Source organism: Skermania piniformis (assembly GCF_019285775.1).
Taxonomy (GTDB): domain Bacteria; phylum Actinomycetota; class Actinomycetes; order Mycobacteriales; family Mycobacteriaceae; genus Skermania; species Skermania pinensis.
Map to the genome: position 1 here is coordinate 2711861 of NZ_CP079105.1, position 23782 is coordinate 2735642.

Consider the following 23782-nt stretch of genomic DNA (forward strand, 5'->3'; position numbering starts at 1 on the left):
GCTAGATACTCACCCGCCGGGAACCGGCCAGCCCGGCCGTTCGCGCTCGATCGACCACCTGCGGCAGCGCCGCGACCAGCGCGTCCAGATCGGCGGAGGTCGAGTTGTGGCCCAGCGAGAAGCGCAACGAGCCCCGGGCATCCCGCGCCGCGACCCCCATCCCGACCAACACATGGCTCGGCTTCGCCACACCGGAGGTGCACGCGGAACCGGTAGAACACTCGATTCCGGCCGCGTCCAGCAGCATGAGCAGCGAATCGCCCTCACATCCGGGGAACCGGAAGTGCGCATTGCCCGGCAACCGGCGCGCACCGATCGGACCGTTCAGCACCGCGTCCGGGACCGCCGCCGAGACCCGAGCGATCAGCTCGTCGCGCAACTCGGTCAGCAACCGCCGTCGTTGCTCCAAGCCGGCGACCGCCTCGCCCAGCGCGGCCGCCATCCCGACGATCGCCGCCGTATCCTGGGTTCCGGCACGCAGGTCCCGTTCGTGCCCGCCGCCGTGCACCGACGGAACGATCGGTACCTGTCGGCCGACCAACAAGGCGCCGACCCCGTGCGGCCCACCGAATTTGTGCGCTGCCAGGCTGGCTGCGGCGAGCCGACTGTCTGCGAAATCGACCGGGATCTGCGCTACCGCCTGCACGGCGTCGCTGTGCATCGGTATCTCGAACTCGGCTGCCACGGCGGACAGCTCGGCGATCGGCTCGATCGTGCCGACCTCGTTGTTCGCCCACATCACGCTGATCAGCGCGGTCTCGTCCGCGTGCACGGCGAGGGCGGCGCGCAACGTCTCCGGGGTCACCGTGCCTTCCGAATCCACCGGGAGCCAGGTCACCTGCGCACCTTCGTGCGATACCAGCCACTCGACCGCATCGAGCACCGCGTGATGCTCGACGACGCTGGTCAGGATCCGGGTGCGGCGCGGATCGGCCGCGCGGCGAGCCCAGTACAGGCCCTTGACCGCGAGGTTGTCGCTTTCCGTGCCGCCCGAGGTGAAGACCACTTCCGACGGGCGGGCGTGGAGATCGCCCGCGATCGACTCCCGCGCCTCCTCGATCCGGCGACGGGCGGCCCGGCCGGAGCTGTGCAGGGAGGAGGCATTGCCGACCGTACCCAGGACAGCCGTCATCGCCGCGACCGCGGCGGACGTCATCGGAGTGGTCGCCGCATGGTCGAGGTAGAACGGGCCGGGCCGAGTACCCGAGGAAGCCGTAGTCATGACCACCAAACAATAACCGCGGTGACCCCGCAGCTGTTCCCGACGGTGCCGGCCGCGGGTCAACCGAAGTCGAACGCCGGCGGCACCACCGCAACCACCACCGCCGCCCACGCCCAGTACACCGGCAGATAGCCGGTCTGCCAGCGTTCGATTGCGTCGAATCCGCCCCGACCCCGCAGAAACGCCGCACTCAGCCACGCGGCACGAATCAGATGGATCAGGAGCAGCACGTTGAGGCCGAGCGCGGTGACCTTGTTCGGGGTGTAACCGAACTCGGCGATCCGCCCGAGCATCGCCGACAACATGAGCAGGTCGACCGCGAGCGCACTCACCACCAGGACCAGCTGCAGTCGATCGAACAGATCCGGCGGCCCGAGCGGGTCACGCGCCGAGATCGCGTACAGCAGCAGACCCGATACCAAGACCAGGATCAGGTCCATCATGATCAACAGGTCTCGGTCGGCGGCCACGACACCGCCCCGGCCGAGCAGCGTGACCAGCAAGGCGAGCAACATCAGGCTGGTCAGCGGCGTGAAAACCCGGGTCAACAACGGGGCGATGTTCTCCACCACGTTGTTCTGCTTCGTTTCGACCAGCCAGGCCGCCACCAGCACCGCGCCCGCCGCACCGAACGGCACCACCCATTCGCCGAGTACCGGTTCCGGATCGACGCCGAGGGCCGTGAACGTACCGGCCGTGAGCCCGACCAGCACCCCACCGCCGAGCGCGAGCAGGCTGAAGTAAATGGCGAACTCGCCGGTGAACCGGACGAAATCCATCCGGCGGCGGTCGCTGCGCCAGTCGCCTCCCACGTAGGCCAGGCCCACGACGAACCACAGCACGATCGGTGCGTGGATCGCCGCGAGGATCTGGGTGGCGCCGTCCGGCGCGAACGGGAACGTGTTCAGCAACAGCGCGACCGCGATGAACGGCAGTGCCGCCGCCGCAAGCAGTCGCGGTCCCGCCTGCCGCTTCCAGGCGAGATATCCGGCAAGAAACGGCAGCACGAGCACACTCAGGTTCAGCGCGAAATCGGCCTCACCCCCGGTGAGCACGAGACCCGCCTTGACCGCGATGCCAGCGCCGACGGCCAGCCCCAGGACCACCCACAACTCGCGCCGATCGGCCGGGGCCCCGGTCTGCGCCCCGGCGGTCGACGGCCACAGCCGGTCGGCGTCCGTGCGGACGAACTCGCGGGTCGACCGATCGGTCGCGGCGAGGCGCCGCACCGCGATCAGGAACGCCTCGTCGGTGGTCAGACCGGCATCGCGCAACGTGGCGATCGACGTGCGAAGCGGCCCGTCCAGCTCGTCGGTATCGGTGGCACCGCCGCGCAGACGGAAACCGCGCCAACGCTCGAGTAGCGACTCCAGGGCCGGGTCGACGGGCTGGTTCGTCACCGCCACCGCCTTCCGCCGCTCGACCGCCTGCTGATCCCGAGTACCACCGAGCAGCGAAACGTAACAGAACTAGGCCGGGACGAGACGCCGTTTCGCCGACGACGCCATCGTGCCGTGCACCGCGCGCTGACCGGCTCGGGCCAGTTCGCGGCGGTGCCGATCCGGGGTCAGGGTCGGCAGCAGAACCACCTCGGCAGTCAGGCCACTGCTGCGCGCGAGCCGGAGCAACGAACCCGCGAAGCTCTCGGTGCCGACGAAGCCGGCGGTGGTGGCGACCGCGCCGGCCGGATCGAGGTACCGCAGCCGGATCGGCTGCACCGGGACCGCGGCGTCGACGGCCGCCTGGAAGAACGCCGGACGCAACCGACCCGATGCTCGACCGCACCAGGTGGTGCCCTCCGGGAACACCGCCATCGGTTCGCCCCGCCGGAGCAGGTCGGTGACCTGGGCGACCGCTGTCGGCAGCCGCCGCAGGTCGGATCGATCGACCGGCACGACCCGAGCGGCACGCGCGAGCCGGCCGAGTACCGGCCAGTCGACGAGATCGGCCCGGGCGACGAATCCGATCGGCTGCACGGCGGCCAGCACCAGCACGTCGGTCCAGCCGACGTGTGCCGCGATCACCAACACCCCGGTGTCCGGTGCCGCGAACACCGGCCCCGGGGACGACGCGTCCCGCGCGTCGATCAGCCGCAGCTCGATGCCGCAGCGACGCAACCCGGCGCGGGCCAGACGACGCTGCGCCCCGACCCGCCGACCGCGACCGGGGATCAGCTGAAGGGCCGGGAAGGCGGTGACCAATGCGGCGAGCCCGACCAACCGAACCCCGGTGCGGACGACGCCGACCCGGGACGGCCCGTCGTCGACGCAGCTCGTGGCGCAGGGACTGGTCGGCAGCCAGGCGTGCGCGGTGGTCATCGAGCGGCCGCCGGCCGCGACCCGCCGGGTACGAGTGCCGCCGCGGCCGCCTGCAGGCGCTCCAGGTACCGCCGGTTCAGGTCCGCCGGCCCGAGCAGCGCGACGAAGTCGGCGACTCCGAACGCCGGGTCGTGCGCCGGCTCACCGCAGATCGACGCGCCCAACCGCAGATAGCCGCGCAACAACGACGGCACCTTCGGTCGCGGCGGCGGGGTGAGCTGGTCCAGGCTGCGGCCGTCCACCCGCACCGGGCGGTAGGGCCGCACCCGCCGGTGTGGCGGGGACGCGTGCCGGGCCATCAGCAGATCCCGAACCGCGCGCACCTGCGAGCCGGGCGCCTCGGCGGGCTCGGACCGGATCGGCATCGACACACAACCCATGACCCAGTCGTAGCCGGTCAGGTCGAGGTAGTTGAGGATTCCCGCCCACATCAAGGCTAGCACCGAGCCGCTGCGATGCTCGGCGAGGACGCAGGCTCGACCCATCTCGACGATCCGGCTGCCGGCCGGGTCGAGCGCGGAGATGTCGAACTCGGTCGCGGTGTAATAGCCGCCCGCCGCCCGCGCAGCGTCCGGCGACAGCATCCGGTAGCAGCCGACGAACGAATCGGTCTGCTCATCGCGGACCAACAAGTGATCACAGTGCGGATCGAACCGATCGGCATCGAGTCCGGTGCCGTCGTCCGGGATGCGATATCCCGGTTCGCCGGCGAACACCTGATACCGCAGCCGCTGCGCGGCCTGCCGGTGCTCGGCATCGGAGGCGAGAATCAACGAGTAGCGCGGCGGCACCGGCACGGCAGCCGAGCCGGGGTGACGATCGGAGACAACCGGCGTGGAAGACATGTCCCGAGCGTGCCGATCGCGGCCGGCGCCGCGGCATCCGCCGAGTGTCCGGTCGATGCAAATTCGGTGAACGGCCCGAGTGCCGCAGCCGGGTCGCGCCGCAGGAGCAGACACACCGGCCCCGCTCCACGGACGTGGAGCGGGGCCGTATGTGCGGGCGGAATCAGCCCTTGTGCTTCTTCACCTCGTCGGTGAGTTGCGGAGCGACACTGAACAGGTCGCCGACGATGCCGTAGTCGGCGATCTCGAAGATCGGCGCCTCTTCGTCCTTGTTCACCGCGACGATCGTCTTCGAGGTCTGCATGCCGGCCCGGTGCTGGATCGCCCCGGAGATCCCCAGCGCGATGTAGAGCTGCGGCGACACCGTCTTACCGGTCTGCCCGATCTGGAACTGGCCCGGATAGTAGCCGGAGTCGACCGCGGCCCGGGAGGCGCCGACGGCGGCACCGAGCGCGTCCGCGAGCTCCTCGACGACGCCGAACTTCTCCGCGCTGCCGACACCGCGACCACCTGCGACGACCACGGTCGCCTCGGTGAGCTCCGGACGATCGCCGCCGACCACCGGCTCGCGAGAAGTGACCTTGACGACGCCCTCCTCCTGAGCGGGGATCTCGACCGACTCGCGCGCGCCGGCACCCGCCGCCGCGTTCGCTTCGATCGCGCCCGGCCGGACGCTGATCACCGGCACCTCACCGGTGGTCGTGGCATCGACGGTGAACGCGCCACCGAAGATGGAGTGCACCGCGCTGCCGTCGGAATTCACCGCGACAACGTCACTGAGCAAACCGGAGCCGATCCGCGCAGCGAGCCGCCCGGCGACCTCTTTACCTTCGGCACCGGCGGCAACCAGCACCGCGGCCGGGCTGACCGACTCGACCAGGCCGGCCAACACGTCGACCTTCGGCGTCACCAGGAAGCCTTCGGCCGCATCGCCTTCGGCGGCGTAGATCTTGGCCGCACCGGCCGCGGCCAGCGCATCGGCGAGCTTGTCGGTGAGGCCGGCCGGACCTACCACGACGGCCGACGGCTCACCCAGAGCCGTTGCCGCAGCTAGTAATTCGGTAGTGACCTTCTTTACTGCACCATCTGCGTGCTCGACGAGCACGAGTACTTCTGTCATGTGATACTCCTAAGCTGAGGGCAAGCCGGCGGCGCCGCCTCCGCCGCCCGACGGGCCGAGGTCCGTCATCGGGCGAATCCGGAGAGACAGCGTTCCCGCCACGCTCTTTCGGGGGGCGCGGGGCGAAGCCCCGAGGGTTAGATGATCTTCTGCCCGATCAGGTACTGGGCGATCTTGCTACCGCCGTCACCCTCGTCGGCGATCTTCTCGCCGGCCGTCCGCGGCGGCTTGGGCGTCGCGCCGGTGACCGAACTGCCGGCATTCGCCACGCCCACCGTGTCGACGTCGATGCCGAGGTCGGCGAGGGTAAAGGTCTGCACTTCCTTCTTCTTCGCCGCCATGATGCCCTTGAACGACGGGAATCGCGGCTCGTTGATCTTCTCCGTGACACTGACGATGGCCGGCAGGCCGGCTTCCAGCCCGAACACCCCGTCGTCGGTCTCGCGCTCGGCGGTGATCTTGTCCCCGTCCACGGTCAGCTTTCGGACGTGGGTCAGCTGCGGGATGCCGAGGTATTCGGCAATGATCGCGGGAACGGCACCGATGCTCCCGTCGGTCGCTTCGTTGCCGGCGATGATCAGCTCGACGCCCTCGATCTGACCGAGCGCACCGGCGAGCACCCAGCCGGTCTGGATTGCATCGGAACCGTGGATTGCCGGGTCGTTGACGTGCACGGCCTTGTCCGCGCCCATCGACAACGCTTTACGGATCGCCTCGGCGGCCCGATCCGGGCCGGCCGACAGCACGGTGACCTCGCCGCCCTGCGCCTCTTTGATCTGCAGCGCTTCTTCGACGGCCCGCTCGTTGATCTCGTCGAGCACGGCGTCGGCGGCTTCACGATCGAGGGTGTAGTCACCGTCGGAGAGCTTGCGCTCGGACCAGGTGTCGGGCACCTGCTTGATGAGTACGACGATGTTCGGCATGGGTCTGCGTCGACCTCCTGTTGTCGTGGCCGTGATGCGGCCCGTTGTGGTGGCCTATGCCGCCTCGACATCCAGCGGCCTCCGGCCAAGCCAAACCTTACCCCATCTATAGTTACTGACGGGTAACTTACTCGGCGTGTAGTGCGGGCTGATCTGTCGATTAGCCTCATCCGGGTGACCAACGCTCGATCCCGCGCCGCCGCGCCGGCGACGCTGCCGCTGACCGGCGAGCGGACAGTGCCCGGAATCGCCGCCGAGAACTACTGGTTCCGCCGGCACGAGGTGGTCTATCGAGCCCTGCTCTCCCGGTGCGCCGACCGGGTCGTCCTCGAGGCCGGGCCGGGCGAAGGCTACGGGGCCGACCTGATCGCCGATCTGGCCGCCCGCGTGCTGGGGATCGACTACGACGTCCAGGCGGTAACCCACGTCGATGCCCGTTATCCCCGGGTCGCGATGATCCGGGCCAACCTGGTCGAGCTGCCGATCGCGGACAGCTCGGTCGACACGGTGGTGAACTACCAGGTGATCGAACACCTGTGGGATCAACCGCAATTTCTCCGCGAATGCCACCGGGTGCTCCGGCCCGGGGGCGAGTTGCTGGTCAGCACGCCGAACCGGATCACCTTCTCCCCCGGCCGGGATACCCCGCTCAACCCGTTCCATACCCGCGAGCTGAACGCCACCGAGCTGACCGAGCTGCTCACCGATGCCGAGTTCGTGGTGGACACGATGACCGGAGTGCACCACGGCCCGACGCTGCGTGCGCTGGACACCAAACACGGTGGCTCGTTCATCGCCGCACAGATCGACCGGGCACTGGCCGGCGATCCGTGGCCGGCCGATCTGATCGACGACGTCGCCAGGATCGGCATCGACGACTTCGAGCTGTCCCTGACCGACATCGACGCCAGCCTCGACCTCGTCGCGATCGCCGTGAAAAACCCATGACCGTCCCGGGAGTGCCCGCCGATCCGGCACCCGGCATGTTCTGCCTGGTCCTGCACTCGCACCTGCCCTGGCTGGCGCACCACGGACGATGGCCGATCGGCGAGGAATGGCTGTATCAATCGTGGGCCGGCTCGTATCTTCCGGTCGCTCGGGTGCTGCGCGAGCTGGCGGCCGAAGGTCGCACCGACCTGGTCAGTCTGGGCATCACCCCGGTGCTCGCGGCCCAGCTGGACGATCCGCACTGCCTCGCCGGGATGCATCACTGGCTGGGCAACTGGCAGCTGCGCGCCCACGAGGCAGCGGCGATGCCGGACGCCGCCCGGCGGGAGCTCGGCACTCGCGAACATCGCGCGTCGAGGACCGCGCTGGCCGATTTCGAGACCAGCTGGCGGCACGGCGGATCCCCGGTCTGGCGCGAGCTGATCGACGCGGGCAGCATCGAACTTCTCGGCGGACCGCTGACCCACCCGTTCCAGCCCTTGCTCGACCCGCGGCTGCGCCGCTTCGCCGCGGCCGAGGGGCTGGCCGACGCATACGCCCGATGGGGCCACCGGCCGGCCGGGATCTGGGCGCCCGAATGCGGCTTCGCCCCCGGCATGGAGCAGGAGTACGCGGCCACCGGGATCGGCCACTTCATGGTCGACGGGCCGGCCCTGCGCGGGGACAGTTCGCTCGGCCGGCCGGTGTGGGATTCGGATGTGGTGGCGTTCGGCCGGGATCTGAGCGTCAGCTACCGAGTGTGGTCGCCGAAGTCCGGCTATCCCGGGCACGGCGCCTATCGCGACTTCCACAGCTACGACCACGCCACCGGGCTCAAGCCGTTCCGGGTCACCGGCCGCAAGGTGCCCGCGGACCAGAAGGCTCCCTACGACCCGGCACGCGCCGATCGAGCCCTGCAATACCACGTCGCCGACTTCGTCGGCACCGTCCGTAACCGGCTGGTCGCCGAATCGAGCCGGATCGGCCGACCGGCGCTGGTTGTCGCCGCCTTCGACACCGAGCTGTTCGGGCACTGGTGGCACGAGGGGCCGCAATGGCTGGCCGGCGTGCTGCGCGCACTCCCCGAAGCCGGCGTCACCGTCGGCACCCTCGCCACGGCCCGATCGCACGGGTATGTCGGCGCGCCGGTGCAGCTTCCGGCATCGTCGTGGGGATCGGGCAAGGACTGGCGGGTGTGGGCCGGCGAACAGGTCGGTGACCTGGTCACGCTCAACGCCGAGATCGCTCGGCTCACCGTGGACACCGTGGACAAGTCCCGGGCCGGGGTGCGTAGCCGAGCATCGGACCAGTTGCTGCGCGAAGCGCTGCTCACCCTGTCCAGCGATTGGGCATTCATGGTCACGAAGGACTCGGCCGCCGGTTACGCCCGTGATCGGGCGCACGAGCACGCACACGCGGTCCGCGAGCTGGCCGCCGCGATCGCCGCCGGACCGCCCGGCCGGGCCGACCGGCTGGCCGACCGCTGGCTGATAGCTGACGGATTGTTCGGTCGACTCGACGCGCGCCGCCTGCCGTACCAAGATGACCGGAACAACATCGAGTCCGACCGCCCCGGACTCGACCGGTTCACGGGAGACGCATGAAGATCCTCATCGTGTCGTGGGAGTATCCGCCCGTGGTCGTCGGCGGTCTCGGCCGGCATGTGCATCACCTGGCCACCGAGCTGGTCGACGCCGGACACGAGGTCGTGGTGCTGTCCCGGCAGCCGGCGGGCACCGACGCCGCCACCCACCCGACCCGGCATCACATCGCCGACGGAGTTCTCGTCGTCGCGGTCGGCGAGGACCCACCACACTTCGAGTTCGGCACCGACATGACCGCCTGGACGCTCGCGATGGGCCACGCGATGGTCCGAGCCGGGGTCGCGTTGGGCAAACCCGGGCTCGGCGACGGCTGGCAGCCCGACCTCGTCCACGCGCACGACTGGCTCGTCGCCCACCCGGCCATCGCCCTGGCCGAGTTCTACGACGTGCCGCTGGTCTCGACGCTGCACGCCACCGAGGCGGGCCGGCACAGCGGTTGGGTGTCCGGCCGGGTCAACCGGCAGGTGCATTCGGTGGAGTGGTGGCTGGCCAACGAGTCCGATGCGGTTATCACCTGCTCGGAGTCGATGCGCGACGAGGTCGGTCGGCTGTACGGGCCGCTGCGGTCGGCCGTCACGGTGATCCGCAATGGAATCGACCTGTCCGCCTGGCCGTTTCGCCGCCGGGAACATCGCGTCGGACCGCCCCGGCTGCTCTACGTCGGGCGCCTGGAGTACGAGAAGGGAATCCAGGACGCCATTGCCGCACTGCCGCGGATCCGGCGCTCACACCCGGGAACGACGCTCACGGTCGCCGGCGAAGGCACCCAGTTCGAGTGGTTGCGGGAGGAGGCCCGGCGACATCGGGTCACCCGATCGGTGGATTTCGTCGGCAAACTCGACCACCCCGAACTGCTCGGCTGGCTGCACGCCGCGGACGCGGTCGTCTTGCCCAGCCGCTACGAGCCGTTCGGGATTGCCGCGTTGGAGGCCGCCGCGGCCGGCGCACCGTTGGTCGTCGCCACCGCCGGTGGCCTGGCGGAAGCGGTGGTGGACGGCGAGACCGGCCTGGCCTTTCTGCCCGCCGACGTCGCCGGACTCACCTCCGCAATCCGGGAAACCCTGGACGACCCGGTGGCGGCGCAGCAGCGAGCAGTCGCCGCGCGCGCCCGGCTCGGTGCCGAATTCGACTGGGGCGTGGTCGCCGCCGAAACGGTGCTGGTCTACGAGGCCGCCAAGCGCCGGGTCCGGCATCCGCTGGGGCGGCCGGACATCCCGAAACGTCCACTTCCCGAGCGTGACCCGAAGTCCTGACGCTACTCGGACAGTGCCGCGGCCCGCGCCGCGCGACCTCGGCGAGCGAGCCAGACATGTGCGGCGAGGACGAGCGCGGCGTAGCCGACCATCGCCCGCGCCGACCAGTGCGCGCCGAAGATCCCGCCTGCCACCGGCACCGCGAGCCCGGTGAGCAGCCACAGCCCGATCGGCCCCCACCGCCGACCGCGGGTGGCGATGTAGGCGACCAGCGCGACAGTGAGATACGTGCTGACCGCGCCGCAGAGGAGCCACCGTTGTTGGTCGGGAAGTGAATCGCGAGGTTCGACGATCATCGCGGCCAGCACGGCGGAGAGCGCGACGATCGACGCGGTACCGACCCAGTGCAATGCCAGGAGGGCACGGGTGGACAGCGCGCACGGTTCGAGATCGGGGATTCCGGCGTAACCGTAGATCAGCGACAGCGTGAACATCCCGACCGACAACCCGAGCGACACACCCCCGGCGGCCAACAGACCGATGTTCCAGTCCGCTTCCGATGCGCTGTGGATCACCTGGATGACACCTTCGCCCAGCACGATGATCACGAACAGGCCGAGCCGCTCGGCAAGATGTTCGGGGGCCAGACCGACTCGGATGACCACGGCCCCTTCGACCCGGTCGAGCGCGGTTCGCCGGTTGCCGCGCCAGTCCCGATGCTCGCGCAGCGTCCCCTGCTCGGCCGCCTCGGTCGCCCGGCGCCGGACCTGCTCGGTACGTTCTCGACTGCGGGCGAGGACCTGCTCGCCGGACACCACGAACACGCCGACGATGTCGATCGCCAACCCGGCCACCCACCACCAGATCTTGTGCTCGCCGGGTACCCACAACGACACCAACCAGGGCAGGCTGCCGAAGCCCATCTGCACGATCGGGAAGTCGGCCACCACCTGGCCCCGGCTCCAGGACTGCGCGCCGACGATCCGTGAGATCACGTAGGCGAGCGCGAACACGTTGGCTTGGATCCAACTCGGCGGATGCCCCGGTTCGTGGTGCAGGTAGGCCGCCACGACACCGGGCACCGCCGCGGCCATCACACCGAGCCCGGACATCCCGGCCAGCAACCGGACCAGCTTCGTCTCCCCGCCGGCGGTGTTGCCGTACAGCGTGAACGTGATCCAGATGAGCCAGAACGCCAGATACAGCGCCGCGAACAAGCCCAGCGCGGCGAGCGTGAAGTCGCCGATCAGGATGTGTGCGAACACCCCGGCGCCGGCCACGACGATCAGGTCGAAGAACAGCTCCGCCCAGCTGGCATGGCGCTCCGCGGACTGGTCGGGCTTCGGATCGGTCACAGCAGGCGAACCTACCGGCGGGCGCGCGGCCACGCCCGCCGATGGTCGCGGATCGTCGAACTGCTACCTGCTACTCGGCCGCGCCGGTACGGCGGGTATCCCAGTTCGCGACGAGCAGGTTGGCGACCTCGAAGCCCGATTCGGTCGCGACGCCGCGGAAGTCCTGCATGGTCTGGCTGGTCCAGCTGTTCTGGTTCCGGCTCAGGAACCACAGACAGCGCCGATCCGGGGTGCCGACGAGCGCGTTCTGATAGTCGTCGTCGACCGCCATGATGAAGTAGTTTCCTTCGTCGGCGATCGGAATGAACCGCAGAATCCCGCCGAAGCGCACGTTGAGCCGGGCAAACGTCTCCTCGGCGCCCTTGGCCGGCGTCGCCTCGCCCTCGATGGTGGCGTCCACCTCGTCGCCGAGGTAGGACGAATTCAACACGCCGAGAACGCCGTCCGACTTGACCGTGTATTCGGCGGTCGAGACGGTCTCGTCCTTCTGGAAGGTCAACGGCAGCCGCGCAGCCTCGTACCAGAGTCCGCTGTAGCGGGCCGGATCGATCGACTCGACGGTGGCCAGCGGACCATGGTCGGTGCCGTCGACCAGGTCGTGAATTTTGTCGACCGCACCCTTCACGACGTTCGTAACGGTACGGATCGGGTCCCCGGGGACGAGTTCAGCCATACCGACCACGCTGCCAGGTTTCGGCAGGTCCGACAAGGACAGGCGAGCAGCTCAGCCGGCCACCGCGCCGTTCTTCTTCCGGGCGATGTCGGCCAGCGCGGCTGCGCGTGCCGCGCGGTGCTCGGCGTCCGCCTCCCAGGCCAGTTTGCGGTTCTTGACCACTTTCGCCGGCGCACCCACCGCAATGCTGTAGTCCGGGATGTCGCCCTTCACCACCGCGTGTGCGCCGAGCACGCAGCCCCGGCCGACCCGAGTTTCGCGCAGCACCGTGACCTTTGCCGCTACCCAGGTATCCGGGCCGATCCGAACCGGACTCTTGACGATGCCCTGGTCCTTGATCGGCAAGGTCACATCGTCCATCTTGTGGTCGAAATCACAGATGTAGCACCAATCGGCGACCAGCGCGGACCCACCGATCTCGATGTCGAGGTAGGTGTTGACCACGTTGTCCTTACCGAACACCACCTTGTCACCGATCCGGAGCGACCCTTCGTGACAACGGATGGCGTTGCCGTCGCCGATGTGCACCCAGCGACCGATCTCCATCCGGGACAGGCCGGGCGTGGCATGAATCTCCACCCGGCGCCCGAGGAACACCATGCCGCGCAGGACGATGTGCGGATTCGCCAGCCGGAACTTCGCCAGCCGGTAGTACCGCACCAGGTACCACGGGGTATAGGCGCGGTTCGCGAGCACCCAACGCAGCGAGGCGAGCGTCAGGAATCGAGCCTGCGCCGGATCGCGCAGCCGCGATCCGGCCCATCGTGAGCGCAACGGCGCACCCCACATGCTGGTCATGACTGGGCAGCCTACTGTCCGACCGTCGGGGAGCGGCTAATGTCGACCCCGCCGAGACCCGCACCGCACACGCGAGGCACGGCGCAGCCGACAGGGAGGGCCGATGGGATCGCTGCGAGCCGCCCGCCGCCACCGTCACCGGTGGTCGGGACCGGCGATTCTGCTGTTCGCCGGAGTGCTGTCGGCCACCGGCTGCTCGGCCGACGGGCCGGATCCGACCGGGCCCGGCTGGCCCAGCACCCACGGTGATCCGCGCAACAGCAGCACCAGCCCGGTGTCGGGCACGCGCAGTCCGCAGGAAATCTGGTCGCGCCCGCTCGGTGCACCCACCGCCGGTGGCATCCCGATCGCCCCCAACGGTCAGCTTTTCGTCGGTGCAGACACCGTCGGCGGGTGCAACTACTTCGCGTTCGAGCTGGCCACCGGCCGCAAGCGGTTCTGCAACCGGGTCGGCGCCGGGGTGGTCGGCGCCGGGGGCACCGTGGACACCGCGAACAACGTCTACGTCGGCGACGACGGCGCGATGAACTCGTTCAACGAACACGGCCAGGCCCGCTGGCGGACGCCGGTCATGGGTACCCCGCTGGCCAGCACGTTCACCGCCGATGGGAACCTGCTGTTCGTCACCCACCTCGGCCAGATCAACGTGCTCGATCCGCAGACCGGACAGCTGGTGCTCCCGGCCGAAGACGTGCTCGGCACCGCCGACTTCCTGAACACCCCGGACCTGCCGTGGCCGGCCAACGACCAGGGCCTGGCGGACTGCGGCAGCGGCGGACCGGCCTGTCCGGTCGCGACCGCCCCGGCGCTGGACGTCACGACCGGCCGGTTCTACGTGGCGGTGCGCCCACCGGACAGCGCCGACGCGGCGGTGACCGCGATCGGCTACGCCGACGGCAAGCTGGTCCGGGATTGGACGGTGCCGGTGTTGACCGGCGGTACGGCCACCGCCCCGGCCCTGTCCGCGGACGGACGGACGCTCTACCTCACCGATCGAGCCGAACACCTGCTGGCGATCGAGACCGGATCGGGTGCGGTGAAGTGGCAACAGGATCTCGGCTACCAACCGAACGGCGGACTGGTGGTCCAGGACGGACTGATCATCCCGCCGGGCGGTACCGACGGGCATCTCGTCGCCTTCCGGGATCGCGGCGACCACGCGGAGCTCGCCTGGACCCGGGACGATCTGACACCGCTCGGCAGCGCCGCGGCCGCAGCCGGGGACATCGGGTACGTGGTCGTCGCCGGCGCATCGGGCGACGGAGACCTCCGGCTGATCACCTTCGATACCGCCGCAGGCACCACGATCGACGAGGACCCGATGCCGGGCGCCCGCGGACCGGCGGTCGGTGTCTCGCTCGGTCCCGCCGGTGAAGTGCTGGCCACGACCGTGATCGGCGAGGTGTTCGCCTACCGTTCCGGGTCGTGATCACCCGTCGGAACAGCCACAGCGGACTCGGTCACGAACGCGGTCGGCGACCGACCGATCCGGGTGATCACGACGGTGAGCGCGCTGCCGCCGCGCAACCGCAACCGGGCGCGGAGCCGATCCGGGTCGACATCGACTCCGCGGACCAGGATCTCCAGCACACCGCAGTCCCGGCTCGCCAGCGCCCGGCGCAACCGCCGCTCGTCGAGGGGTAGCCGGTCGAGGATCCGGAACCCGCGCACCCCGGCCGGCACGGCATCTCCGGTGAGGTAGGCGATCCGGGGATCGAGCTGCCACAACCCGTGCCGCGCCGCGTACTGACGGACCAGTCCGGCCCGGACCACCGCACCGTCCGGGTCGACGATCCACTCCCCCGGCGCCCGGCCCGGCAGCTCGTCCGGCTCGGCATCGGTGATCGTCTCGGCCGGGCCGGATCTGCGAAGTACGGTGGCCCGCCGGCGGGTGCCCTCGGACAGGCCCGGGGACCACAGACACGCCTCGCGAACTCCACCGTCCAGCGACACCAGCTCCACCTCACCCCGCCAGCCCAGCTGGTCGAAATCCAGGCCGGGCGCACATTTGACGACCAAGTCCCGCCCCGGGTAGGCAGCGATCAGCTCCGGCAAGGGCGGCTGGGTTGCCGCCGGCGCCCGGGTTCGGCGGCCATCCGGGCGGCGTCCCGGATCGGCGAGCACGGCGACATCGCGGCTGCAGGGTGCCAACGCATCGGCGCGCACCAACGCTGCCCCGGCGACGTTGTGCGCTGCCATCGCCAACCGCACCGGGTCCAGATCGCTGCCGAGGACCCGGGGGCACACGGCCACCAACTCGGCCAGCTCCGCCCCGATCGAGCAGGTGACGTCGTGCACCGGCCGCCCGGCCAGCCGGGTCGCCCGGTATCGCGCCACCCTGGTCGCCGTGGCCTGCTGCGCCGCCTCGTCGGTGAACAACCAGTCGGCCGCGGCGACGAGCCGGGTCGCTGCGCGGCGGCGCAATCGGACCGTCTCGGCCAGCATCGCCGCGCGCTCGCCGAACCGGACCCGCAACGTCGTCAGATCGGCGAGCAATGTCGCCGGGACCAGGGCGAACTCGGCCGTCGCCGCCAGGTCCGCCCGGCCCGCGCCGGAACCGAGGTAGGCGACGTCTGCGACGGTGAACCGGAAGCTCACATCAGCGCGGCTTGATCCCGGTGATCATCACGTTGTAGAAGAACTCGCGCGGCACGACCCGACGCAGCAACTTCTCGTCCAGCCAGCTCAACCCGAGCCAGGCCCGATACATGAACAGCCGGTACCGCAAGGTCAGCTTCTCCTCGGGGACCGCGGCCTCGAAGGTCCGGACCGGCCAGCCCCAGAGCGCGGCGGCGAACTCTTCGGTGTGCGCGTGCACTGCGGCCGCGCCGGCGGACCGGGCGATCCGCTCCAGCTCGGCCGGGTCGAAGGTATGCAGGTCGACCACGGCTTCCAGGGCGGCAGCCCGGGAGGACGAATCCAGCTCGGTCTGGGGCCGCCGCCAGCCGGACAGGAACGGCAGCCGGGTGACCCGGGTGGTTGCCTGCCAGGTCATCCGGCCGAGCCACCGCGCGTAGAAGTTGCCGACCGTCGTCGGCTCACCGGCGAACAGCAGGCGACCGCCCGGTTTCAGCACCCGCAAGCATTCCCGGAGCGCTTGCTCGACGTCGGGGATGTGATGCAATACCGCGTGTCCGACGACCAGATCGAAGGTGTCGTCGTCGTACGGGATGGTCTCGGCGTCGGCGACCCGACCGTCCACCGGCAGGCCCAGATTGCGCGCGTTACGCAGCGCGACCTGCACCATCCCGGGTGAAAGATCGGTCACCGACCCGGTCGATGCAATCCCGCCCTGCATCAGGTTCAGCAGGAAGAATCCGGTGCCGCAACCGAGCTCGAGCGCCCGACCGTACGGAACCGGTGCACCGGGCGCGATCGCGGTGAACCGGCCGACCGCGTAATCGATGCAGCGTCGGTCGTAGGAGATCGACCACTTCTCGTCGTAGTTCTCCGCTTCCCAGTCGTGGTAAAGCACCTGTGCGAGTTTGGTGTCCTGCAATGCCGCCTGCACCTGTTCCTCGGTGGCGTGCGGGTTCGGCGCCGGATCGGGGTCCTGGACGGCGGCGAGGTGGCGCACGGCGGGCGGTTCGGGACTCGCAGTCATGAGCGCACCTTACCTAGCGGCCGGTGAACCGGGCCCGGCCCGGCCCGGCGGCGAGGAACGAGCGCACCCCTTCCCGCATGTCGTCGGTGTCGCACAGCGCAGCAAACAACTCGCGTTCGGTCCGATAGCCGGAGGCCGGATCGAGCAAACCGGCGTCGACGGCGGCTTTGGCGGCGGCGAGCGCCCGCCGCGGTCCACCGACGAACTGCACCGCCCAGCGTCGGGCGGCAGCGTACACCTCGTCCGGCGGGACCACCTGGTCGACCAGCCCCAGCTCGGACGCCTCGGTGGCGCCGACGAACCGACCGGTGTAGATCAGGTCCTTGGCCGCACCGGGTCCGATGAGCGCGGCCAACCGCTGGGTACCGCCGCCGACCGGTATCACCCCCAGCAGGATCTCCGGCAACCCCAGCTTCACGTTGTCCCCGATGATCCGCCGGTCACACCCTAGAGCCAGCTCCAGGCCGCCGCCGAGCGCGTAGCCGCTGATCGCTGCGACGGTCGGCTGCTGGATCGTGGTCAGACAGCCGAGCGCGGCCTGCACCTCGGCGGCGATCGCCGGAGCGTCACCGGGCCGCAGTTGCGCCAGCTCGGCGATGTCGTCGCCGGCGGCAAACACCTTGTCACCGCCGGTGACGATCACCGCGTCGACGTCGGCCCGGTGGGATACCTCGGCTGCGGCGGCAACCAATTCGCGCTGCGCCGTGGCGTCGAGCGCATTCACCGGCGGCCGATCGATCCGGATGGTCGCGATCGCGTCGGACACCTCGACTGTGACGAATTCGGGCACGACCGACGACGCTACCCGGCGTACCCGATCCGAGCCGCAGTCAGCGAGTCGTCCATGGGTGGACACCGGCCGCGTAATACTCGTCCTGGCCGTCGAAATACACGGTGACGACGTCCCCGTCGACGTCGAGTTCCGGTTCGACCGGCTCGATCGCCGGCTCGGCCGCCAGCACGGTGGCCAGATCCGGATATCCGGCCAGCAGGCGCAACTGCGACCAGGTCGGCGGCAGCAGGATCGAGACGCCGGCCGACCAGTCGGCCAGCGCGTCTGCCGGCCGCCGCCAGCCCACGTCGGCCGCCTCGGTGGTCAACCCGTCGGCGTGCTGGCCGGGCGGCACGCCGGCGACGAAGAATCGGGTGTCGTACCGGCGCTGCTCACCGACCGGAGTGATCCAGTTGGCCCACGGCCGCAGCAGGTCGGCGCGCAGCACGAGATCATGCTGTACCAGAAATTCCGCCAAGCTCAGCTCGCGCCGCTCCAACCGGCGACGAGCCTGCTGGTAATCCCCCGTGTCGGCAACCACCAGGTCGGCGGTGGGTCCGGCCAACAGCACGCCGCACTCTTCGAAGGTCTCCCGGACCGCCGCGCACACCAGTGCCTGAGCCCGGCTCGCCGTCACTCCGAACTGCTCCGCCCACCAACCTACGTCGGGCCCGGACCAGCCGATCGCCAGCTCGCCGTCCGCCGGGTCGACGCCGCCGCCCGGAAATACCGTCATCCCACCGGCAAAGGCCATGCCCGCGACCCGACGCTGCAGGAACACTTCGAGGCCGGCCCTACCGTCACGCAGCAGCAGCACCGTCGAGGCATCCCGAAGCGGCACCGGCGCACCACAATCGTCCACGGTTGAACGGTAGCTCGAGCCGCGTCGGCGACCCGACCCTCAGCCGGCGCGGTGCCGACCTGCCGGCCGGCTACGCCGGGCGAAATACCGCCCGTCGATCGCGTCCAACGTGATCGCCTGGCTGAACGCCTCGCTCAGGTTGGCGCTGGTCAGCACCTCCGGCAACAGTCCCTGAGCGACCACCCCACCCTCCCGGAGCAGGAGGCAGTGGGTGAACCCCGACGGGATCTCCTCGACGTGGTGGGTGACCAGCACGGTGGCCGGGGCGTCCGGGTCCACGGCGAGATCGCCGAGTCGCTCGACCAACTCCTCGCGCCCGCCGAGATCCAGACCGGCGGCCGGTTCGTCGAGCAGCAGCAGTTCCGGGTCGGTCATCAACGCGCGCGCGATGAGCACTCGTTTGCGCTCGCCCTCCGACAACGTGCCGAACGCGCGGTCGGCCAGATGCTCGGCACCGAGGCTTTCCAGAGTTTCCACCGCGCGGTCGGTGTCGACCTTGTCGTAGGCCTCCCGCCACCGACCGAGCACGGCATAGCCGGCGGACAGCACCAGGTCCGACACCCGCTCGTCGGCCGGCACACGACTGGCCAGCGCCGACGACGACAAGCCGATCCGCGGCTTCAACTCGGCGACGTCGACCCGGCCGAGCACTTCGCCGAGCAGGTGCGCGGTGCCGGACGTCGGGAACAACTCGCCGGCCGCGATCCGCAGCAACGAGGTCTTGCCCGCGCCGTTCGGCCCGAGCACCACCCAGCGTTCGTCCAGTTCCACCCGCCAGGTCACCGGTCCGACCAGCGTGAAGCCGGAACGCCGGATCACCACCTCGGTGAAATCGATCAGTAGATCTGGGTCCGGTTCGAGCACAGAACTCATCTTGGCCGACATTCGGTCGACTTTCACGGCACCATCGATATCCGTGTCGATCACAGTCGACCCGAACGGGTCCGCACCGAGCGAACCCACGGCGCGATTCGGCGCGACGGTCGTCGAGACCGGTACCCGGTTCGCGGTATCTGCACCACACGCCGACCGGGTGCAGGTGTGCCTGATCGACGACGCCGGTCGGGAACTGCGCCGGGACCTCGCTTCGGCCGGGGCGGGCGTGTGGGCCGCCACCATCCCCGACGTCGGCGCCGGGCAACGCTACGGGTACCGGGCGTGGGGCCGGTGGGATCCGCGGATCGGACTGCGAACCAACCCGCACAAGCTGCTGCTGGATCCGTATGCCCGGCAGGTCACCGGCGACGTGGGCGACCCGGCCTACCTGGCCGGCCACGACGGCGACCCGTTCGGCGCACCGAGTCGATCGGATTCGCTCGGCCACGGCCCGGTGTCGCTGGTGACCGGCGCGACCGCGGCGCGGACCGAACCGCTCCGGACGCCGTGGAGTGCTACGACGATTCTGGAGCTGCACGTCGGTTCCTATACCGCGCGTCATCCCGACCTGTCGCCGGCCTTACGCGGCACCTATCTCGGCCTGGCCGCCGACCCGGTGCTTGATCACCTTCGCCGAATCGGCGTGACGGCGGTGGAGCTGCTACCGGTGCAGGCTTTCCTGACCGAGCCACCGGTGCGGGCTCGTGGGCGGCGCAACCATTGGGGATATGCGCCCGCGGCCTGGTTCGCCCCCCACCCTGGGTACGCCACGCGCCCCGGCGCGGAACGCGCCGAGTTCGCCCGGATGGTCGAGCGGCTGCACGACGCCGACATCGAGGTGATCCTCGACGTCGTCTACAACCACACCTGCGAGGGCACCGTCGCCGGGCCGACGATCAGCTGGCGCGGGCTCGACGCACCCGGCTACTACCGACTGGCGCCGGGCGGTACCGACATCGACCTGACCGGCTGCGGCAACACGGTCCGCACCGATGCCGACCGCACCCGCCAGATGATTCGAGACAGCTTGCGGCACTGGGTCACCGAGTTCGGCATCGACGGTTTCCGGTTCGATCTCGCGAGCGTGCTGGGGCGGGTCGGCGCCGGCCCGTTCGACCCGGCCGCACCCGCCCTCACAGCCATCACCGACGATCCGGTGCTGCGCAGCTGCAAGCTGATCGCCGAGCCGTGGGACGCGACCGGCGACGGCTACGCACTCGGCCGATTCGGCCCGCCATGGGCCGAATGGAACGACCGTTTCCGCGATGCAGCGCGCGGATTCTTCATCGGTGTCGCCGACGGCGGTGAGCTCGCCCGACGGATCGGCGGGTCGCCAGACCTGTTCGGCATCAGCGGTAGTCCCGCACGCTCGGTCGATTTCGTCACCGCGCATGACGGATTCACTGCCGCTGATCTGGTGTCGTACGCACACAAGCACAACGAGGCCAACGGCGAGCGCAACACCGACGGTAGCTCGGCCGATCGCTCGGTAAACCACGGCGTGGAGGGCCCGACCACCGATCCGACGATCCGCGCCGCGCGGGATCGGCACGTGCGCGCGTTACTGGCCACCCTTCTGTTGTCCGCCGGGACGCCGATGCTGCTCGGCGGCGACGAACTCGGCAACTCCCAGGGCGGCAACAACAACGCCTACTGCGTGCCGGAGGGGACGCCGCGCAGCGATGCCTGGCCGGTGTCGTGGATCGATCCGAAACTGGTCGGCTACCTCGCGCGACTAGCCGCTCTGCGCCGGGCATTACCAGCCGACCCAGGGGTACCACCGGTATTCGACACCACCGGGCTACCGCTCGAACTGGACTCGGCGGGCGGGTCGATGCAGGTTCGGATAGCGCCGGGCTGGCTGCTTCTCTTCCAGGCAGCCGGAACCGCCGACTTCGTCGCCGCCGGGCCGGACTCGGAATCGTTGCAGCCGGTACTGGATTCGACCCGACCGGACGGCATCCCCGACGGCCGCACCGGGCTGCGCCTGACCGGCCCGGCCGTCCTGGTGCTGTGCGCGGTGAACGCGTCCGCGGTGCCCGGCAGCAACCGCTCGACCAACGGCACGCAGAGCTGAATCAGCGGACCGATCGCCAACGCGTACAAGGCTGTTCCGATCCCGAACGAGCCACCCAGCAACCAGCCGCCGGCCACCACAGTTGTCTCGATTCCGGTGCGCACCAACCAGACCGGCGCACCGGTCCGACGCGCCAAGCCGGTCATCAGGCCATCTCGGGGCCCCGGTCCGAACCGGGCGCCGACGTAGCACACGGTCGCGACCGCGTTGAGCAGCACGCCGCCGGCCAGCAGGCCGACTCGGACCGGCAGGCTGCCCGGTTCCGGAAGCAGGTACAGCGTGACATCCACCGCGAACGCGATCACGACGACGTTGCTGATCGTGCCCAGACCAGGGCGCTCCCGCAACGGGATCCAGGCCAGCAGCACCAGCACCCCGGTGATCGCGACCGCAGCGCCCAGACTGATCGGCAGGTGCCGAGTCATGCCCTGGTGAAAAACATCCCACGGGCTGAGACCGAGCGCGCCGCGCACCATCATCGCGAGCGACTGACCATACAGCCACAGACCCGCATACAAGAAGACCAGTCTGCGATACATCACCCCAGAATTCCGCAACTGGACCGGCATTTCGATAGCCACTGGGCGACTTCTGGATTGCTTCAGATATCCAGTGGTATCGCCACTACCGTGACCGAGCCGGGGACGACCTCGGTAAAGCCGGCGTCGCGCACCGCGACCCCGCCGCCACGTGCCGCTTCGGCCAGCAACCCGGTCCACCGATCACCGGTCGCGTCCCGGACCGCGCAGCCGTATCCGGCGTCGGCCCATGCCGCGGCCGCGGCCACCGGGAGCGCGCCGGCGAGCAGCATCGACGCGTGTCCGACCTGTGCCGCGGCTTTGCCCACCGTCATCCCGAGTGCGCCGTTCACCCATAGCGTCGGCAACGCCGGGTCGGCGAGCCCGGGACGGTCGGCCGGCAGGTCGGTTCCCCCGATCTGCAACCGCCGCACCCGCGCGTCCAGCTCGCCGACCGGCCCCGGGACCAGCGCGCGCGCTGTCGCGCCGGCGTGTGTCGCCGACACCCCCGGACACTCCTCGACGGCAGTCCAGTGCGCACCTCGCGCTCGTCGGGCCACCTTCCTGATCCGAGCCTGCTTCCACGACAGAAACGACTCGCGCCACGGCCCACCGGGACCGACCCGCTCGTCCAGGCAGAACCCGACCACCGCGGTCGCCGCGGCAGCCAGCAGAGCGCTGCGCGGCGGCGGATCCGACTTCGGCAGGTGCAATACCACCGGCATCGCCAGCACCTGCGCCGGATCGGCCGGGTCCGGCGCCGAACCGTATCCGGCGGCCAGTTCGGCGTGTCGGACGGCGAAGCCGGGATCAGGCACGGGCAGCAGGCTCCAGCGGCACCCGGCGCACCCCGCCGTCGACCGCATCGGCGGCCTCCACCTCGTCTCGGGTGACGCCCAGCACGAACAGCACCGCATCGAGGAACGGATGCGATAGCGCGGTGTCGGCCACCTCACGCAGCGCGGGTTTGGCGTTGAAGGCGATGCCCAGTCCGGCGGCGTTGAGCATGTCGATGTCGTTGGCGCCGTCGCCGACCGCGACCGTCTGCTCCATCGGTACCCCGGCTTCTGCAGCGAACCGGCGCAGCGCGGTTGCCTTTGCCTCCCGGTCGACGATCTCCCCGGTTACCCGGCCGGTGAGCCGACCGTCGACCACCTCCAACACGTTCGCATGCACGAAGTCGAGCTCGAGCTCGTGCGCGATCGGGTCGATCACCTGCCGAAACCCACCGGAGACCACGCCGCAGGCGAACCCCAGCCGGCGTAACGTGCGAATCGTGGTCCGGGCGCCCGGCGTGAGCCGGATCGTCTCCGCGACCTGCTCGGTGACCGCTGCGTCCAGTCCGGCCAGGGTGCCGACCCGCTGCCGCAGCGACTCGGCGAAGTCGATGTCACCGCGCATTGCCGCGTCGGTCACCGCACGCACCTGCTCCTCGACCCCGGCGTGCGCGGCGAGCATCTCGATCACCTCGCCCTGCACCAGGGTGGAGTCGACGTCGAACACGATCAACCGCTTCGCCCGCCGGGCCAGGCCGGCTCGCTCGATCGCGACATCGATGTTCTCCCGGGTGGACACCTCGGCCAGCGCGGTACGGAGCGCCCGGTCACCGCCGTTGTCGGCGCCGGTAGCGGTGACCATGAGCTCCAGCCCGGTCACCGGGTAGTCGGCGACACCTCGGATCGCATCGATGTTGGCTCCCTGCTGCGCGAGGGTGCGGGAAACGGTACTGAACGCGTGCGCGGTGAGCGGGCTGCCGAGCAGCACCACCGCATGGGTGGGCAGCGGACCACGCCCGACGCCGGCCCCGATCTCGACGTCGACGTGCATGCCGATCGATGCCATCGCGTCTTCCAACTGATCCTGCAACTCCTCCGGATCATGCGGACACGCAACGAGCACACCGAGTGTCAGCCGGCCGCGGATGACCACCTGCTCGACGTCGAGCAGGCTTACCGCACTCCGGGACAGCGCCGTCATCAGCGCCGATGTCACACCGGGCCGGTCCGGGCCGGTCACCGTGATCAGCACCGTGGTTTCGGAGGAACCCATGGGCACGATTCTGTCAGTCGTCGGCCGGCACCGACGACAGCGGCCC

At 70.0% G+C, this 23782-nt stretch carries 21 protein-coding genes and 1 pseudogene; 5 read left to right on the forward strand and 17 right to left on the reverse strand.

From position 1 onward, the window contains the following. Position 1 precedes the first annotated feature (1 nt). The 6 genes from KV203_RS12565 to KV203_RS12590 all read right to left on the reverse strand — a co-directional run bounded on the left by KV203_RS12565 (position 2) and on the right by KV203_RS12590 (position 6428). Positions 2–1222 carry a cysteine desulfurase family protein gene (locus KV203_RS12565; RefSeq protein ID WP_066467756.1) on the reverse strand — a complete coding sequence of 407 codons (1221 nt, stop codon included), beginning with the start codon at positions 1220–1222 and terminating at the stop codon, positions 2–4. A gap of 59 nt (positions 1223–1281) precedes the next feature. After that, positions 1282–2622, reverse strand: coding sequence for a hypothetical protein (locus KV203_RS12570; RefSeq protein ID WP_066467758.1), 1341 nt, complete (start codon positions 2620–2622; stop codon positions 1282–1284). A 69-nt stretch (positions 2623–2691) separates the two neighbouring features. After that, the gene (locus KV203_RS12575; RefSeq protein ID WP_066467440.1) at positions 2692–3540 is read right to left on the reverse strand and encodes a lysophospholipid acyltransferase family protein; all 849 of its coding nucleotides are present in this window, start codon (positions 3538–3540) and stop codon (positions 2692–2694) included. After that, complete coding sequence (locus KV203_RS12580; RefSeq protein WP_066467441.1) at positions 3537–4385, reverse strand: GNAT family N-acetyltransferase; 849 nt, start codon at positions 4383–4385, stop codon at positions 3537–3539. The genes KV203_RS12575 and KV203_RS12580 overlap by 4 nt, the downstream gene beginning before the upstream one ends. A gap of 163 nt (positions 4386–4548) precedes the next feature. After that, positions 4549–5505 (reverse strand): electron transfer flavoprotein subunit alpha/FixB family protein, encoded by a 957-nt coding sequence (locus tag KV203_RS12585; protein ID WP_066467443.1) that lies wholly within the window; start codon positions 5503–5505, stop codon positions 4549–4551. 137 nt (positions 5506–5642) lie between these two features. Further along, positions 5643–6428, reverse strand: coding sequence for an electron transfer flavoprotein subunit beta/FixA family protein (locus KV203_RS12590; RefSeq protein ID WP_066467445.1), 786 nt, complete (start codon positions 6426–6428; stop codon positions 5643–5645). A gap of 174 nt (positions 6429–6602) precedes the next feature. On the opposite strand from KV203_RS12590, the gene KV203_RS12595 reads away from it, so the two are divergent. Genes KV203_RS12595 through KV203_RS12605 form a run of 3 tightly spaced genes read left to right on the forward strand, consistent with a single transcriptional unit; the run spans position 6603 to position 10212 of the window. Beyond that, positions 6603–7376 (forward strand): class I SAM-dependent methyltransferase, encoded by a 774-nt coding sequence (locus tag KV203_RS12595; protein WP_246600139.1) that lies wholly within the window; start codon positions 6603–6605, stop codon positions 7374–7376. Beyond that, positions 7373–8959, forward strand: a complete 1587-nt coding sequence (locus KV203_RS12600) for a 1,4-alpha-glucan branching protein domain-containing protein (RefSeq protein WP_066467447.1) — start codon at positions 7373–7375, stop codon at positions 8957–8959. The genes KV203_RS12595 and KV203_RS12600 overlap by 4 nt, the downstream gene beginning before the upstream one ends. Continuing rightward, complete coding sequence (locus KV203_RS12605; RefSeq protein WP_066467448.1) at positions 8956–10212, forward strand: glycosyltransferase family 4 protein; 1257 nt, start codon at positions 8956–8958, stop codon at positions 10210–10212. Before KV203_RS12600 ends, KV203_RS12605 begins: the two co-directional genes overlap by 4 nt. Positions 10213–10214: 2 nt before the next feature. Here the strand turns inward: KV203_RS12605 and KV203_RS12610 are convergent, their stop codons facing one another. From KV203_RS12610 to KV203_RS12620, 3 genes are all read right to left on the reverse strand, one after another. Then, positions 10215–11507: a low temperature requirement protein A gene (locus tag KV203_RS12610; RefSeq protein WP_066467449.1), complete on the reverse strand. Its 1293-nt coding sequence runs from the start codon at positions 11505–11507 to the stop codon at positions 10215–10217. Between the two features lie 70 nt (positions 11508–11577). After that, positions 11578–12180, reverse strand: coding sequence for a lipocalin family protein (locus tag KV203_RS12615; RefSeq protein ID WP_157079683.1), 603 nt, complete (start codon positions 12178–12180; stop codon positions 11578–11580). Positions 12181–12231: 51 nt separating this feature from the next. After that, positions 12232–12978 (reverse strand): acyltransferase, encoded by a 747-nt coding sequence (locus KV203_RS12620; RefSeq protein ID WP_066467452.1) that lies wholly within the window; start codon positions 12976–12978, stop codon positions 12232–12234. Between the two features lie 103 nt (positions 12979–13081). Here KV203_RS12620 and KV203_RS12625 point away from each other — a divergent pair, with 103 nt between their 5' ends. Beyond that, positions 13082–14407 carry an outer membrane protein assembly factor BamB family protein gene (locus KV203_RS12625; RefSeq protein WP_066467458.1) on the forward strand — a complete coding sequence of 442 codons (1326 nt, stop codon included), beginning with the start codon at positions 13082–13084 and terminating at the stop codon, positions 14405–14407. Here KV203_RS12625 and KV203_RS12630 read toward each other — a convergent pair. From KV203_RS12630 to KV203_RS12650, 5 genes are read right to left on the reverse strand one after another with little or no spacing between them, the layout of a single operon-like run. Then, positions 14389–15576, reverse strand: coding sequence for a THUMP-like domain-containing protein (locus KV203_RS12630; RefSeq protein ID WP_066467459.1), 1188 nt, complete (start codon positions 15574–15576; stop codon positions 14389–14391). The genes KV203_RS12625 and KV203_RS12630 overlap by 19 nt on opposite strands. 1 nt (position 15577) lies before the next feature. Further along, positions 15578–16582 (reverse strand): class I SAM-dependent methyltransferase, encoded by a 1005-nt coding sequence (locus tag KV203_RS12635; protein WP_066467460.1) that lies wholly within the window; start codon positions 16580–16582, stop codon positions 15578–15580. 13 nt (positions 16583–16595) lie between these two features. After that, positions 16596–17372, reverse strand: a complete 777-nt coding sequence (locus tag KV203_RS12640) for an enoyl-CoA hydratase/isomerase family protein (protein ID WP_066467461.1) — start codon at positions 17370–17372, stop codon at positions 16596–16598. A 40-nt stretch (positions 17373–17412) separates the two neighbouring features. Then, positions 17413–18216: an NUDIX hydrolase gene (locus tag KV203_RS12645; protein WP_066467464.1), complete on the reverse strand. Its 804-nt coding sequence runs from the start codon at positions 18214–18216 to the stop codon at positions 17413–17415. 39 nt (positions 18217–18255) lie between these two features. Next, the gene (locus tag KV203_RS12650) at positions 18256–19089 is read right to left on the reverse strand and encodes an ABC transporter ATP-binding protein (RefSeq protein ID WP_066467761.1); all 834 of its coding nucleotides are present in this window, start codon (positions 19087–19089) and stop codon (positions 18256–18258) included. Between the two features lie 43 nt (positions 19090–19132). On the opposite strand from KV203_RS12650, the gene glgX reads away from it, so the two are divergent. Further along, positions 19133–21169: a glycogen debranching protein GlgX gene (glgX, locus tag KV203_RS12655; protein WP_066467466.1), complete on the forward strand. Its 2037-nt coding sequence runs from the start codon at positions 19133–19135 to the stop codon at positions 21167–21169. Here the strand turns inward: glgX and yczE are convergent. From yczE to serB, 3 genes and pseudogenes are all read right to left on the reverse strand, one after another. After that, positions 21135–21708, reverse strand: a pseudogene (gene yczE, locus KV203_RS19670) (membrane protein YczE); the annotation flags it as partial. The gene glgX and the pseudogene yczE sit on opposite strands and share 35 nt — an antisense overlap. Before the next feature lie 62 nt (positions 21709–21770). After that, a complete protein-coding gene (locus KV203_RS12665) occupies positions 21771–22553 on the reverse strand; it encodes a peptidyl-tRNA hydrolase (RefSeq protein ID WP_066467473.1) in 783 nt (260 codons plus the stop codon). Beyond that, entirely contained in the window at positions 22498–23736 is a 1239-nt protein-coding gene (gene serB / locus KV203_RS12670; protein ID WP_066467474.1) for a phosphoserine phosphatase SerB, read from the reverse strand. The genes KV203_RS12665 and serB overlap by 56 nt, the downstream gene beginning before the upstream one ends. Positions 23737–23782 lie beyond the last annotated feature (46 nt).